Below are 13,923 nucleotides of genomic sequence, written 5' to 3'. Positions count from 1 at the left end.
TGGGCCGTGCGCCGGCGATGTGGTTTCGCGCACTAAACTCCGCAACATGAACTGGCTCGATCAAGTCAAATGGGATGCGCGCGGACTCGTGCCCGCCATCGCGCAAGATGTGCATACCGGGCGCGTGCTGATGTTCGCCTGGATGAACCGCGAGGCGCTGGAGCAGACGCACCGGCGCGGCGAGGCGGTGTATTGGTCGCGTTCGCGGCACAAGCTGTGGCACAAGGGCGAGGAATCCGGCCATGTACAGACCGTGCGCGACATCCGCCTCGATTGCGACGGCGACGTGGTGCTGCTGCAGGTCGAGCAGGCCGGCGGCATTGCCTGTCACACGGGTAGGGAGTCCTGTTTTTTCAACAGCCTCGAACACGATCGCTGGACGGCGGTCGACCCGGTGCTGAAAGATCCAGCGCAGATTTATGACGGCGCTTCCCTGCACGCGCAATCCGGCCCGGCTGCTGGCGCAGATACCAGCGCCGTGCTCGAACGCCTCTATGCCACCATCGCCAGCCGCAAAGGGGCTGATCCGAGCGTGTCTTATGTGGCCAGGCTGTTTCACAGGGGAGAAGACGCCATTCTGAAAAAAATTGGCGAAGAAGCCACCGAACTGGTCATGGCGGCCAAGGATGGCGCGCCCGAGAAAATTCTGTACGAGACCGCCGATCTGTGGTTTCACAGCCTGATCGCACTGGCCCAGCACGGGCTGACGCCGCAGCAGGTGCTCGCTGAACTGGAGCGCCGCGAAGGGCGCTCCGGCCTGGCCGAGTTTGCCGCACGACAGGCAGACAACTGAATCGCAGTCCCATGGACGATCTGCGCCCCATCGTCGAGCAGCCCGGCCCGCAGGACATCGAGGCCCTCAAGACCATCGCGCTGGTCGTGTATGTGCTGCAGGCGCTGAGTTTTTTCTGGGGCATCACCGCGGTGGTCGGCGTGATCATCGACTACGTGAAGCTCGATGACGCCCGCGGCACCTGGGTGGAGAACCATCTGCGCTGGCAGATCCGCACCTTCTGGTGGGCGCTGTTCTGGTCAGTCATCGGCTTCGCCCTGATCTGGGTTTTCGGCCTGGGGTTTCTGGTGCTGGCGGTGGTGTATTTCTGGACCATCTATCGTGTGGTCAAAGGCTGGCTCAAACTCACCGAGCGCAAGCTGGTTCATCCTTCCCTCTGATTCCCGTCCCTTTCCATCATGACCGATCCCGATTGCATTTTTTGCAGGATTGCGGCGGGCCAACTGCCCGCAAAAATCCTTTACCAGGATGAAGACGTTCTCGCCTTCCACGACATTCACCCCGCCGCGCCCGTGCATTTCCTGATCATTCCCCGACTGCATCTATCGTCTTTGTTCGATGTGGGTACCGAGCACCAGGCTTTGCTCGGTAAAATGCTGCAGCTTGTACCCCGACTGGCGCGCGAGCAGGGTTGTGACGATGGCTTTCGCACCGTCATCAACACCGGCCGGAATGGGGGGCAGGAAGTGTTTCACCTGCACTTGCACGTCATGGGCGGCCCCCGTCCGTGGAAAAAACAGGCCCCTTAATTTTTGCGGCGAAGGAGTAAATCATGGGCTCATTTAGCATCTGGCACTGGCTGATCGTGCTGGTGATTGTGATGATGGTGTTTGGCACCAAGAAACTGAAGAACATGGGTTCCGACCTGGGTTCTGCGGTGAAGGGCTTCAAGGACGGCATGCGCGATGCCAGCGCGGACGACAAACCCGCCGAAGCCGACAAGCAGCTTGCCGCTGAAACCGGCGTCAAGAAGGAAACCATCGACGTGCAGGCCAGAGAAAAATCGTCTTCCTGAATCATTTTCCAGGACCCGGCTTCACGGTGGGCCGGCAGCCCTGCCGGTTTTTGTCGCGTCCCGATTCGTTGTAGCGTCTTCGATTCCCCTGACCGCCCATGTTTGACATCGGAATGTCCGAAATCGGCTTGATCGGCGTGGTGGCGCTCGTCGTTCTCGGGCCCGAGAAGTTACCGCGCGTGGCGCGCACGGCGGGCAATCTGCTGGGCCGGGCGCAACGCTACCTCGCCGAAGTCAAGGCCGAGGTCAATCGGCAGATCGACCTCGAAGAACTGCGCAATGTGAAGGCGTCGCTGGAGACTGCGGCGCAGGACATGAAAAAGTCGGTCGGTGACAACGTGGCCGAGATTCAGGGCAGTTTCGACGATGCCTGGAAAGAGGCCACGGCGGGTTTGAGCGGCGTGTCGGAACCTTCCATGGCTGATGGTTTTTCGGCGCCCAGTCTGCCCAGCCCGGACTATCCGACCAAGAAGCGCAAGAAGCTGTCGGGCAACACGGTTCCGCAGTGGTACCGGCGCCAGGCGCGCGTGCGTACCCAGGCTTTGTCGGGTGCGGCGCGCATGGCGCGTTACCGCGTCAAGCGTTGATTTGGCCCTGCCGATCCGGCCTCGACGCAGCGCCTCTCTTGCCTATTCCCACTTCTCTTCTTTTTGCAAACGAGTGCATCGCCCGTGTCTGACCCCAAGAAAACAGTGACACCGGACAGCCCCGAGGCCGAACAGCCATTCATCTCGCATTTGATCGAATTGCGCAACCGCCTCATCCGCGCCATTGCGGCCATCGGCGTGGTGTTCATCGTGCTGTCGATCTATCCGGGGCCGTCGGGTTTGTTCGATCTGTTGTCCCAGCCGCTGATTGCCCACCTGCCCAAGGGTTCGACGATGATCGCCATCGGCGTGATCTCGCCCTTTGTGGTGCCCATCAAGGTCACGCTGCTGGTGGCATTCATGATCGCCTTGCCCGCGGTGCTCTATCAGATCTGGGCCTTCGTGGCGCCCGGTCTCTACACCCACGAAAAACGGCTGGTCATGCCGCTGATCATCAGCAGCACGCTGTTGTTCTACATGGGCGTGGCGTTCTGCTACTTTTTCGTGTTCGGACGGCTGTTCACTTTCATCCAGAGCTTCGCCCCCAAGGTCATCACCGCCGCCCCGGACATCGAAGCCTACCTGAGCTTCATGCTGACCATGTTCATGGCGTTCGGCACCGCGTTCGAGGTGCCGGTGGTGCTCATGGTGCTGGTGCGTTTCGGGCTGGTGACCGTCGAGCAGCTCAGATCGTGGCGCAGCTACTTCATCGTCGCCGCCTTCATCATCGCCGCCGTCGTCACCCCGCCGGATGTGGTGTCGCAGACCTCGCTGGCGCTGTCGATGATTCTGCTGTTCGAGGTCGGCATTCTCGCGGCGAAGTATCTGGTGAAGTATTCGGCGCCGCCAGCCGACGAGGAAAAGGACGTGCAGTCGCCCGCGGCCTGAAAACCCCAACCCCGGGCATGCTGTCGCGGGCGTTCAGCGCAGCAGGCCCTCATCGTCTTCTGCTGGGGGTACCTGACTGATGTTCCGTGGCCGGGCGCCAACGCGCACCTGCAGCGTGGCGGTCTTGCCGTCGCGCTGCACCTTGACGGCGACTTCGCTGCCGGGCCTGAGTGCGGCCACGGTGTTGAGCAATTGTCCGGTGTTGAGCACCGGCTTGCCTGCCACTTCGAGCACCACGTCGCCGGGACGCATGCCGGCTTCGTCGGCCGGCCCTCCGCGCAGCACGCCGATGATGATCACGCCTTCCGGGTGCGGGAGATTGAGCGTGCGGGCGAGCCGGTCGGTCACGTCTTGAGGTTCCACGCCGATCCAGCCGCGCACCACCTGTCCCGTGCTGATCAGTTGTTGCATGACATTGCGCGCGGTCGACACCGGCACGGCGAAGCCGATGCCCAGCGAGCCGCCGCTGCGCGAGAAGATGGCGGTGTTGATGCCCAGGAGATTGCCATTGGAATCCACCAGGGCGCCGCCGGAGTTGCCGGGGTTGATGGCGGCGTCGGTCTGGATGAAGTTCTCGAAGGTGTTGATGCCCAGTTGGGTACGGCCCAGGGCGCTGATGATGCCTTGTGTCACCGTCTGGCCGACGCCGAAGGGGTAGCCGATGGCCAGCACCACATCGCCCACGTGGGCATGGGCATCGTTGCCGAAGGTGATGACGGGCAGTTTATTCAGCTTGATGCGAAGCACCGCCAGGTCGGTATCGGGGTCGCGTCCGACCAGGGTGGCGCGAGCCTCGCGCCCATCGGCCAGCGTGACCTCGATCTGGTCCGCGCCTTCGATGACGTGATTGTTGGTGAGGATGTAGCCGTCCGGGCTGACGATCACGCCCGAACCCAGGCCGATGGTCGGCTGGCGGCTGCCCTGAAACTGGCGCAGCCAGGGGTCGCCGCCCGGAAGCCGACGCGGGGCTTTCGAGGTGGTGATGGACACCACGGCCGGCATGGCCTTGAGCGCCGCGGCGCTATAGCTTCCCGCGGCTGGCGGCGGGGCAGGCGCCGCCGGGACATCCTGGATGGTGACGACGGCGGGCGCATCCGCCTGGATGGAAACCGGGGCGCCGAATCGCACCCATTCCGGCTTGAGGGTGGAGACGATGAACAGCGCGGCAAGCGCAATTGTCACAGTCTGGGAAAATAGCAGCCAGAGGCGTCGCATACAGAACCCGGGTGTGGAGATTTTCTCCACATGGCGGCGCGTCTTCACGCTTCAAGGCCACCATGCGCAGAGACCATTTGCAGGGCGAAATCGACGTTTATCTCGATTGCGCGCGTTTCACCGATTATTGTCCAAACGGTTTGCAGGTCGAGGGCCGTGACGAGGTCGCGCGCATTGTCACCGGCGTCACGGCCAGCCTGGCGCTGATCGAGCGCGCCATCGCGCTGCGGGCCGATGCGCTGCTGGTGCATCATGGTTATTTCTGGCGCGGTGAAGACCCGCGCGTCATCCGCCAGAAGCGCAAGCGCCTGGGGCTGCTGCTGGCGGCCGATCTCAATCTGTTCGCCTATCACCTGCCGCTCGATGCGCACTGCGAAGTGGGCAACAACGTCATGCTGGCCAAACGCCTGGGCTGGTCGGTTCAGGGCCGCTTCGGCAAACAGGCGCTGGGCTGTCTGGGCAGCGCGCCGCAGGCGACGGCAGGCGAGTTGGCGCAGGCCGTCGCCCGCGGGCTGGGGCGCATTCCGCTGGTGGTCGGCGACGCCGACGCGCCCGTGGGTCTGCTGGCCTGGTGCACCGGCGGGGCGCAGGACTGGATCGAAGACGCCTGGGCCGCGGGTGCGCGTACCTATGTCAGCGGCGAAATTTCCGAGCCCACCGCGCATTTCGCGCGTGAAATGGGCATCACTTATCTGGCCTGCGGCCACCATGCCACCGAGCGCGACGGCATCCGCGCGCTCGGCGAGCATCTGGCCGCGCACTACGGACTCGAACATGTCTTCATCGACCTCGACAATCCCGCCTGAATCGACTCCCGCGCGTCCCATCGCGCTGACGATGGGCGATCCCTGCGGCATCGGCCCAGAGACGCTCGTGCGGGCCTTTGCGCAAGGCGCGGCGCATGGTTGCGTGGTGTATGGCGACGCGGCCTGGCTGGCCCGTACCGCGCGCAGTATGCGGTTTTCACCCGATGGCAGCCGTCCAGCCATTGTGGAGCTCGACGAACTGGCAGAGTGGACTGAGGTCCCGCGTGGGGCCATTCCCGTGCTGCCTGTCGTTGCGCTGCCCGAGGATCTCGCCGTGGGGCAGGTGGACGCCCGCGCCGGTGCTGCGGCCTATGCCTGCATCGAGGCGGCGGCTCGGGATGCCCTTGCCGGGCGGGTGGCCGCCGTGGTGACGGCGCCCATCCACAAGGCGGCGCTGCATGCCGCCGGCGTGGATTTTCCGGGGCATACCGAAATCCTGCAGCACCTCGCTGGCGGCGTGCCGGTGCGCATGATGCTGGCCAACGAGCAACTCAAGACCGTGCTGGTGACCGTGCACATGGCCTTGCGACAGGCCATCGATGCGGTGACGACCGAAGCCGTTTTGCAGACCTTGCGCATCGCTCATCAGTCCGCCCGGGGCTGGGGACTGGCGCAGCCGCGTATCGCCGTGGCCGGGTTGAATCCGCATGCTGGCGAGGGCGGTCTGTTCGGTGATGAAGAGGAGCGGATCATCGCCCCGGCGATCGCTCAGGCGCGCAGCGAAGGTATAGCCGCCAGCGGGCCTTACCCGCCCGATACGGTGTTCATGCGCGCACGCCATGCGCCGCCCGAGCATCCGGGCGAATTCGACATCGTCGTGGCGATGTACCACGATCAGGGGCTGATTCCGGTGAAGTATCTCGGCGTGGAGCAGGGGGTGAACGTCACGCTGGGGCTGCCCTTCGTGCGCACCAGCCCCGATCACGGTACGGCGTTCGATATCGCAGGCCAGGACAGGGCCGATCCGTCCAGTCTGAAGGCGGCCATTCGCATGGCCCGTGAGCTTGCAGCCGCAACTCGCGCTTAAAGACCCAGTCCGAGCAACAGGCTGCGCAGTTCACGCAGCACCAGATCGATATTGGGGTGCTCGGCGGCGAAGCGGGTGGCCAGGGTTTGCGCCTGTTCCGCGAGGTCGTCGTTCTGCGCTGGGGCCGATTCGGTTTGCTGGCGATCGAGGGCGGCCTGAATGTCCTGATCCAGCGTTTGCAGCAGTTTTTTCAGCTCGGGGTCGAGGGCAGGTTGCGATTGCAGCACGGTATGCAGGCGCTGCAGGGTGTCGCGGATTTGGGTGTCAGACATGATGTGGGGAGATACGGAGAACAAAGTCATTGTGCCCACACGCGGCAGGCGCGGCAAGTACAGCGGTCAAATCAAGGAAACTTGGGACGGCCCTGGGGGTGCTCATGAGCGCCCCCAGGGTCGGCTCGCCGACCCGCCCCCCCCGTGGGGGTCAAGGAAACTTGGGGCGGCCCGGCGTTTCCTTGAGAGGGTAAGGTCTTCGCGTTGCACTTCGCTCGCGGTAAACGCCTGTGGCAGCGCTTCGCGTACCGCGAGGATTTCAGCGCCGCGCGCCTCGGCGCTTTCGCCCATGCGTCAGGTGCCCAGGCCCAGTGCGGGGATGGCGCAGTACCGTCGGGCAAAGTACTTTGCGCAACGGTCATGGCGGGCGGATGCAAACTTTAGAAAAAAATCTGCAACCAGTGGTTGTCCACTGCGGCAAGCAGCAACACGGCCACGATGAAACCGACGACAAACGCCATCAGCGTCTGCAGCAGGGCATTGGTCCGTCGCTGTTCCTGCAGCAATTCACGCAGTACCGGGTCATCGCGCTTTTCCTGCGCCAGCAGCGCCTGATGCAGCAGGCGGGGGATTTCCGGCAGGTATTGCGCGTAGCGGGTCGATTCGTTCCTGAGTCTGTCGCGGAATGCAGGCCAGCCCACCTGGCTTTTCATCCACTTTTCGAGAAAGGGCTGTGCCGTGGTCCAGAGATCGAGATCGGGGTCGAGCTGGCGCCCCAGCCCTTCGACGTTCAGCAGGGTTTTTTGCAGCAGCACGAGCTGGGGCTGGATTTCCACCTTGAAGCGGCGCGAGACCTGAAACAGTCGAAGCAGCACCTGTCCCAGCGAAATGTCCTTCAGCGGGCGGGCGAACTGCGGCTCGCAAACGCTGCGCACGGCGGCCTCCAGCTCGTCGACGCGGACATTGGCCGGCACCCAGCCTGACTCGACGTGCAGCTCGGCCACGCGCTTGTAATCGCGGCGAAAAAAGGCGATGAAGTTCTGCGCCAGATAGTCCTTGTCGAAGTCGGACAGGGTGCCGACGATGCCGAAGTCCAGCGCGATATAGCGGCCGAAGGTTTCAGGCTGCAGGCTGACCATGATGTTGCCCGGATGCATGTCGGCGTGAAAAAAGCCGTCGCGGAACACCTGGGTGAAAAAAATGTCCACTCCCGCCTTGGCCAGTTGCTTGAAGTCGACGCCCGCTGCGCGCAACGCATCGACGCGGCCGATCGGCACGCCATACATGCGCTGCATCACGATCACATCGCTGCGGCACAAGTCCCAATACATCTCCGGAATCAACACCATGTCGAGCGAAGCCATATTGCGCCGCAACTGCGTGCCATTGGCCGCCTCGCGAACGAGGTCGAGCTCGTCATGCAGGTATTTGTCGAATTCGGCCACCACTTCGCGCGGCTTGAGTCGCCTGCCTTCGCTCCACAGCCTGTCCACCCAGGCCGCCATGGTGTGCATCAGCGCGAGGTCTTCTTCGATGACCTTGTGCATACCGGGACGCAGTACTTTGACGGCCACCTCGGCGCCGCCTTGTCGCGGGTGCAGGGTGGCGAAATGCACCTGCGCAATCGAGGCGCTGGCCACCGGCTTGCGCTCGAAAGCGGCAAACAGCTTGTCGATGGGGTGGCCCAGCGAGCGCTCGATGATGGCCACGGCAACCGCGGAATCGAATGGGGGCACGTTGTCCTGAAGCTTGGCGAGTTCGTCGGCGATGTCGGGCGGCAGCAGGTCGCGGCGGGTCGACAGCACCTGGCCGAATTTGACAAAGATCGGTCCCAGACTTTCCAGCGCCAAGCGCAGACGCTCGCCGCGCGGGCGGTCGAGCGGACGCCCGAAGCTGAGCACCCGGGCGAGGCGGCGCAGCCACGGATGGCGCAAGCTCGACAGCGCCATCTCATCCAGGCCGTGACGCAGGATGACGGAAACGATTTTCAGCAGACGGAGCAGGCGGCGCATCGCTGGTTCAGTTCTCGCGGGCACCCAATTGCCTGCGCAACAGGGCCAGACGCTTTTCCAGTCGCGCGGCTTGATCGCGCAATTCGCTGACTGCTTGCTGCATCTGCGCCCATTCGCCACGGCTGACCAGGGCGCGCGGGCTCGCGGCAAACCAGTCGCGCGCATCGTTTTGCGCGCGCGTCCAGGTTTGCTGCGCCGTTGTCACCAGGCCCTGCCCAGCTCGCGAAATACGGTGCGCTGGAATGTCGCCGATGAGTTGTGCAAGATCATCCTCGGCGTCCCAGCGCACATGCGCCATCAGCCAGGACAGCGTCTGCGCCAACTCGGCGTCTCCACTGACCCGGGCGCCCGAGAGATTGAGCGGCGCACGCTTGGCGATGGCTTCACGCAAGGCGTCGAGATCGAGGGTAATGTGCAGATCGGCGTCTTCGTGGCCGGGTGACGCAGACGTCGCAATGCGCAGCAAACCTGCCGGTTCGATTGTCCAGGCCATGTCCAGGCCCAGCGCGGCGAACACGACCGTCTTGCCGGCGTGGGCGCGAAGTTTGCCCTGGGCGTGCGGATCGGCGGCGAGCAGATGATTGAGCGCTGGCAGGACCAGGTCTTGCAGTCTGCGCACCAGCGAGGTGCGATCGGGAATCCGGGGCTGAATGTCGGGAATGCGCATGGGGGGTGCCGTTTGTGGACGCATTCTAAAGAGGGCGCATCGGATGAGAGATGCAATGGCACAAGCGCTGCATGAAAAGTCAGAGCACGGCGATGACTTTCGATAAAAGTCAGAGCACGGCGATGACTTTCGATAAAAGTCAGAGCACGGCGATGACTTTCAACAAAAACGCCGCAGCGCTTGTGCGGCTGCGGCGTAGGACGAGTGAGCGGTCGCGTCGATTCGGTTCGTCAGTTCAACTGCTGAATGCCCGCCAATTGCCAGCCGCTTGAGCCATCACGCGGTTTGACGAGATTCCAGACTTCGCGCACAGGACTTGCGCCTCCCCAGGTTTCTTCGCGCACCAGACCGGAGAACTCGACACTGGCGACATACTCGCCTGGCGTTTCTTCCAACGCCAGCAGCGAGGCTTCGAGGGTGACGACTTCGGTCTTGTTGGGCGTCATGCCACGTTGTTGCAGTTCGGCAGCCAGAGCGTCATACATCTGCGCAGTGGTGAAGGTTTTCAGGCTGTTGAGATCGGCCGCATCCCAGGCTTGCTGCAAGCGGGTGTAATGCTGCTTGGCGCTTGCCAGAAACGCTTCACGATCGAAGTCAGCAGGAATGGACCCCCCGGTACTCGAAACCTGCGAACCGGCGCTGGGCGACCATTGCGGCGGCATATGCGTTTCGACCCCAAGGGGTGACTGCGCATAGCCCTGCGGCGCGCCTGCATATTGCATAGGGGTGGGCTTGTTCGCGTTGGATTTGCGACGCAGCAGGCTGAAAATCCAGAAAGCGGCCAGCGCGAGCAGACCGATCATCAGCACCGAGCCGAGGAAGGAACTGAGAGCGCCGCCAAAGCCCAGCGCATGGAACAGCGCCGCAAGGCCCAGACCAGCGGCCAGGCCGCCCAGAATGCCGCCCCAGCGGCTGGGTTGTTTGGCAGGCGGTGTGGCCGCAGCCTGCTGACGTGTGGCGGCAGGTGCGGTTTGTTGCGACGCAGCCGCTTCGCGTTGCTGGATAGGGGACGTGATGGTGTTGCTCTGCCGCCCCATGCTCTTGCCGCTGCCCAAGCGTTTGGCTTGCGCATCGACGGCGCTCAGTGCAAGACCCAGCGCGAGGGTGAGCGTCAGGCCGAAAGTCACAACGGTGCGGAGCAAACCAGTCGTTCTCATGCAAATTCCTGAAAGTGGAGAAGAGTTGACATTTTGTTACGAAGTCGGCGAAAAAGTTCAATGCGCGGGTTTTGCATTGCGTCAACTCAAAATTTTTGGCCGATATGAAGGGCGACAATGCCGGCCGTGAGGTTGTGCCAGTCGACATGACCGAAACCAGCGTCCCGCATCATGTCGGCGAGGGCTTCCTGATCCGGGTGCATGCGGATGGATTCGGCAAGGTACCGGTAACTCTGCGCATCGCCCGCGACCATCTTGCCCAGGCGCGGCAAAATCTGGAAAGAGTAGAGGTCGTAGGCGCCGCGCAGCGGTGCCCAGGGTCTGGAAAATTCCAGTACGAGCAATTTTCCGCCCGGCTTGAGCACGCGCTGCATGTCGCGTAGTGCGATCTCTTTGTGGGTCATGTTGCGCAAGCCGAACGCCACGCTCACCAGATCGAATTGCGCATCCGGGAAAGGCAGATTTTCGGCATCGCACAAGACCGTCGGCACGACCAGGCCGGAATCGATGAGCCGGTCTCTGCCTGCCCGCAACATGGAGAAATTGATGTCGCTCATCACCACCATGCCCTTGGGCCCGACCTTGCGGGCAAACGCGCGCGACAAATCGCCGGTTCCCGCGGCGACATCGAGCACGCGGTGACCGGGGCGCACGCCGGAGACGGCAATCGCGAACGCCTTCCACGCGCGATGCAGGCCACCGCTCATCAAATCGTTCATGACGTCGTAGCGCGGCGCGACCGAATCGAACACATCGCGCACGCGCTCGGCCTTTTCGTCTTCGGCGACTCGTTGGTATCCGAAGTGGGTGGTGGAGGTGTTGGGTGGGGTATCGGACATGGTGACTCAGTGAGGGGAACAATGGTGCGCGCCGGGTGCGGCATCGGGCATGGGCGCGTCACGGTCTGCCCCAGCGGCCTGCAGGCGCGCCAGATAGTCGGCCCAGAGCGCCTCCTGGTTTTGTCCCAGGAAGTGCAGATAGTCCCAAGTGTAGATGCCGCTGTCATGACCATCCGAGAAATGCGGCTGGATGGCGTAGTGGCCGACCTGCGCCACGCTGTCGATCTCGACGAGCCGTTTGCCAGTCTGCAAGGTCTCCTGCCCCGGTCCATGCCCGCGCACTTCGGCAGACGGCGAAAAGACGCGCATCAGTTCAAACGGCAGGCGATATTGCGTGCCATCGGCATAGGTGAGTTCGAGCACGCGGGACAACTTGTGCAAAACGATCGCCTGTGGCCAATCGCTGCGAGGGGTGGGTGAGGACATGCGCAGATACCGGTCTGGAAACGAGCTATTGTCTCAAGAAAATTCCGGGCCGCACTTGGGGCGCTCGTGAGCGCCCCCAGGGCCGGGCTGCGCCCAGCCCGCCCCCCGTGGGGGTCAAGGAAACTTGGGGCGGCCCGGCGTTTCCTTGAGAGGATCAGGGGCAAACAAGATATGGAACGCAAAGGAGGCGAAAAAAAACCCAGGTCGATGTCGACCTGGGTAAATTGCACACTCCCTGAAAGAGCCAGTAAAGGCTCGGTCACTATTTGATACAAATGGAGACGACTTGTCCAGACTATTTTTAATCCGACTTGTTCGTACTGGAATTGATCGCCGGAGCGATCTGTTCATTTGCCGTCAGAGGGTGTAGACGAAATGATTTATGTACTCAGTCTAGTGGCGAGGATACGCGCTTCGGCCAGCCAGACCCAGGCGAGCGGAGCCCAGTTCGAGCGGTCGTGGTGTGCCATGAGGCGGCGTGCGCGCTCGTTCCAGGCATGAGTGCGTTCGACCACCCAGCGCTTGGCCTGGACGACGAAGCCCTTGGCAACGACCTCGGGCCACAGGGGTTGCTGCGCGTCTTGCCAAGTGCCCGTGCTGCGGTTGCCGGGGTGGCGCACGACCTCCACGCGGATACCGTGGGTTTGTTCGATGGCCTGGGCACATTGGCCGCCGTAGGCGCCGTCGGTGTAGAGCTTTTGCAGGCCGGGAACCTTGGTGCAGGCCTGCGCGACGACTTCAGCGGCCGCGTCGCGATCCTGCACGCTCGCTGCGGTGACCGTGACCGCCAGCAACAGACCCAGGGTGTCGACGACCAGATGGCGCTTGCGCCCCTTGATCTTCTTGCCGGCATCGAAGCCGGTAGCACCGCCCTGCGCCGTGCTGCGCGTGCTCTGCGCATCGATGATGGCCGCCGTCGGCTCAGGCGCTCGGCCCATGCGCTCACGCCACTGCTGGCGCAGCCGGTCGTGCAGGGCCTCGAATACGCCCGCGGCCGCCCAGCGGCTGAAGGCCTTGTAGACCGCCTGCCAGGGCGGGAAGGTCTTGGGCAACAGCCGCCACGCACAGCCCGTGCGCAGCACGTAGCAGCAGGCGTTGACCCTGTGGCGACGCGCATACCGCGGTGGCGTACCTCGCTTGCCCTCGCGCTCGAACAGATCGGCCACCCGCGCCCACTCGGCATCGGTCAGGTCGGTATTCATGCCGCTGGGCCCATCGGTACGGCGGTGCGCAGCGGTGTAGCCGTATCGCGTCGGCGCCGTCCCCTGCACTGCAGCGCGCTGTCCTGCACGGCGCAGCGGCTTGAGTCGCTCGATACCGGCCGCGCGCAGCGCCTTGCGCACGGTGACCGTGCTGACCTTCACGCCTGCACGCCGAAACAGCTCGCGCGTCACCTCGTCCAGCGAAGCGCGCGGCTGCTCCTGGATGATCGCGCGCAACACCGCCGTGTGCGCCGCGTTCAGCGAGGGCTTGCGCCCCACTCGTCCTGCTGGCTCGTTCTGTGCCTTCTTCACCTTCTGCCACCTCGTGTTTCCATGCTTCGACTCAAGCATAACGCGCGAGATGTTGTTTTCGTCTACACCCTCTCAGGAGGCTTAAAAAAAGTGGTGCCGACCCTCGAAGTGGATCGACGCCCCAGTCCGACAGATTTCTAGACGCCACTCCAGTGGCGGATGCGCCCGATGTCCACGTGAACGAAATCGGATCGGGGATAAAAGCCGACACCGCCTGCCTGGAGCGACAGCGCCGCATCGCGCAATTGCGCAAGATCGTGGCCTGGAATGCGGATATCGGCGGCCATGCCGTCCATGTGAAGGCTGTGCCTGGCGACACCCGGGCTTCGTGCATGCAGAACGGCATTCGTGGCTGGAGACCGATACCCGGAGATCAACTCGATGGGGCGATTCGTTCCCAGCCGCTCGGCGATGCTGTGCAGCACGTCCAGCAGTTTGGGGGCGATGGCCTTGGTTTCGTTGGTGCGGAAGTCGCGCAGCACGCGGTCGATTTCGGCGAGCGATTCGGGAACATACCGCCCGTTCGCCCAATAGACCGTCCGGATGCTCTCGCCTGTGTGCAGGTTGTCGAAGGCGATTGAACGTGGCGCTGTCCAGGCCGGGCCGGCGATGGCGGACGTGGCAACGCAGCCGAGCCCTGCAGCCAGGGTCGTGGCCCCGACCGCGAGAAAACGGCGGCGGGAGTGGGAAGACGGGCTCTTCAATGGGGCGCTCCTTTGTCAAGGTTCATTGTAGAACTGACTTCGGTTTGAAACCCCGCCCTTC

General features: G+C 63.4%; 17 protein-coding genes. 8 read left to right on the top strand and 9 right to left on the bottom strand.

The features are described from left to right. Positions 1 to 46 precede the first annotated feature (46 nt). The 6 genes from hisIE (at position 47) to tatC (ending at position 3,283) form a co-directional block, all read left to right on the top strand. Positions 47 to 793, top strand: a complete 747-nt coding sequence (hisIE, locus tag RBR52_RS06415) for a bifunctional phosphoribosyl-AMP cyclohydrolase/phosphoribosyl-ATP diphosphatase HisIE (protein ID WP_320376370.1) — start codon at positions 47 to 49, stop codon at positions 791 to 793. 11 nt (positions 794 to 804) lie between these two features. Beyond that, positions 805 to 1,173: a hypothetical protein gene (locus RBR52_RS06410; protein WP_320376369.1), complete on the top strand. Its 369-nt coding sequence runs from the start codon at positions 805 to 807 to the stop codon at positions 1,171 to 1,173. An 18-nt stretch (positions 1,174 to 1,191) separates the two neighbouring features. Further along, positions 1,192 to 1,542: a histidine triad nucleotide-binding protein gene (locus RBR52_RS06405; protein ID WP_320376368.1), complete on the top strand. Its 351-nt coding sequence runs from the start codon at positions 1,192 to 1,194 to the stop codon at positions 1,540 to 1,542. A gap of 23 nt (positions 1,543 to 1,565) precedes the next feature. Beyond that, the gene (gene tatA, locus RBR52_RS06400; protein WP_320376367.1) at positions 1,566 to 1,808 is read left to right on the top strand and encodes a Sec-independent protein translocase subunit TatA; all 243 of its coding nucleotides are present in this window, start codon (positions 1,566 to 1,568) and stop codon (positions 1,806 to 1,808) included. Positions 1,809 to 1,906: 98 nt separating this feature from the next. Continuing rightward, complete coding sequence (tatB, locus tag RBR52_RS06395) at positions 1,907 to 2,395, top strand: Sec-independent protein translocase protein TatB (RefSeq protein ID WP_320376366.1); 489 nt, start codon at positions 1,907 to 1,909, stop codon at positions 2,393 to 2,395. 84 nt (positions 2,396 to 2,479) lie between these two features. Then, positions 2,480 to 3,283 carry a twin-arginine translocase subunit TatC gene (gene tatC, locus RBR52_RS06390; protein WP_320376365.1) on the top strand — a complete coding sequence of 268 codons (804 nt, stop codon included), beginning with the start codon at positions 2,480 to 2,482 and terminating at the stop codon, positions 3,281 to 3,283. A 33-nt stretch (positions 3,284 to 3,316) separates the two neighbouring features. Here tatC and RBR52_RS06385 read toward each other — a convergent pair whose 3' ends face one another. Then, a complete protein-coding gene (locus tag RBR52_RS06385; protein ID WP_320376364.1) occupies positions 3,317 to 4,498 on the bottom strand; it encodes a S1C family serine protease in 1,182 nt (393 codons plus the stop codon). 62 nt (positions 4,499 to 4,560) lie between these two features. Here RBR52_RS06385 and RBR52_RS06380 point away from each other — a divergent pair, with 62 nt between their 5' ends. Continuing rightward, positions 4,561 to 5,304 (top strand): Nif3-like dinuclear metal center hexameric protein, encoded by a 744-nt coding sequence (locus RBR52_RS06380; RefSeq protein ID WP_320376363.1) that lies wholly within the window; start codon positions 4,561 to 4,563, stop codon positions 5,302 to 5,304. 31 nt (positions 5,305 to 5,335) lie between these two features. After that, a complete protein-coding gene (gene pdxA / locus RBR52_RS06375) occupies positions 5,336 to 6,331 on the top strand; it encodes a 4-hydroxythreonine-4-phosphate dehydrogenase PdxA (RefSeq protein WP_413818302.1) in 996 nt (331 codons plus the stop codon). Here pdxA and RBR52_RS06370 read toward each other — a convergent pair. The 8 genes from RBR52_RS06370 to RBR52_RS06335 all read right to left on the bottom strand — a co-directional run bounded on the left by RBR52_RS06370 (position 6,328) and on the right by RBR52_RS06335 (position 13,862). Continuing rightward, positions 6,328 to 6,603, bottom strand: coding sequence for a DUF4404 family protein (locus tag RBR52_RS06370; protein WP_320376361.1), 276 nt, complete (start codon positions 6,601 to 6,603; stop codon positions 6,328 to 6,330). The genes pdxA and RBR52_RS06370 overlap by 4 nt on opposite strands. A gap of 380 nt (positions 6,604 to 6,983) precedes the next feature. Beyond that, positions 6,984 to 8,555 carry a ubiquinone biosynthesis regulatory protein kinase UbiB gene (gene ubiB / locus RBR52_RS06365; RefSeq protein WP_320376360.1) on the bottom strand — a complete coding sequence of 524 codons (1,572 nt, stop codon included), beginning with the start codon at positions 8,553 to 8,555 and terminating at the stop codon, positions 6,984 to 6,986. A gap of 7 nt (positions 8,556 to 8,562) precedes the next feature. Then, positions 8,563 to 9,222 carry an SCP2 domain-containing protein gene (locus RBR52_RS06360; RefSeq protein WP_320376359.1) on the bottom strand — a complete coding sequence of 220 codons (660 nt, stop codon included), beginning with the start codon at positions 9,220 to 9,222 and terminating at the stop codon, positions 8,563 to 8,565. Between the two features lie 230 nt (positions 9,223 to 9,452). Beyond that, positions 9,453 to 10,364 carry a Tim44-like domain-containing protein gene (locus RBR52_RS06355; protein ID WP_320376358.1) on the bottom strand — a complete coding sequence of 304 codons (912 nt, stop codon included), beginning with the start codon at positions 10,362 to 10,364 and terminating at the stop codon, positions 9,453 to 9,455. Positions 10,365 to 10,465: 101 nt separating this feature from the next. Beyond that, positions 10,466 to 11,218, bottom strand: a complete 753-nt coding sequence (gene ubiE, locus RBR52_RS06350) for a bifunctional demethylmenaquinone methyltransferase/2-methoxy-6-polyprenyl-1,4-benzoquinol methylase UbiE (RefSeq protein WP_320376357.1) — start codon at positions 11,216 to 11,218, stop codon at positions 10,466 to 10,468. Positions 11,219 to 11,224: 6 nt separating this feature from the next. Further along, complete coding sequence (locus RBR52_RS06345) at positions 11,225 to 11,644, bottom strand: DUF971 domain-containing protein (protein ID WP_320376356.1); 420 nt, start codon at positions 11,642 to 11,644, stop codon at positions 11,225 to 11,227. Between the two features lie 380 nt (positions 11,645 to 12,024). Then, complete coding sequence (locus RBR52_RS06340) at positions 12,025 to 13,197, bottom strand: IS5 family transposase (protein ID WP_413818298.1); 1,173 nt, start codon at positions 13,195 to 13,197, stop codon at positions 12,025 to 12,027. Between the two features lie 98 nt (positions 13,198 to 13,295). Continuing rightward, on the bottom strand, positions 13,296 to 13,862 hold the full coding sequence (locus RBR52_RS06335; protein ID WP_320376354.1) for a YcbK family protein: 567 nt from the start codon (positions 13,860 to 13,862) through the stop codon (positions 13,296 to 13,298). Between the last annotated feature and the right edge of the window lie 61 nt (positions 13,863 to 13,923).

It is taken from the genome of Thiomonas sp. (assembly GCF_034007205.1).
Classification (GTDB): Bacteria; Pseudomonadota; Gammaproteobacteria; order Burkholderiales; family Burkholderiaceae_C; genus Thiomonas.
Note: the sequence above shows the minus strand (reverse complement) of the source record. Positions and strands in the feature narration are given on the sequence as shown.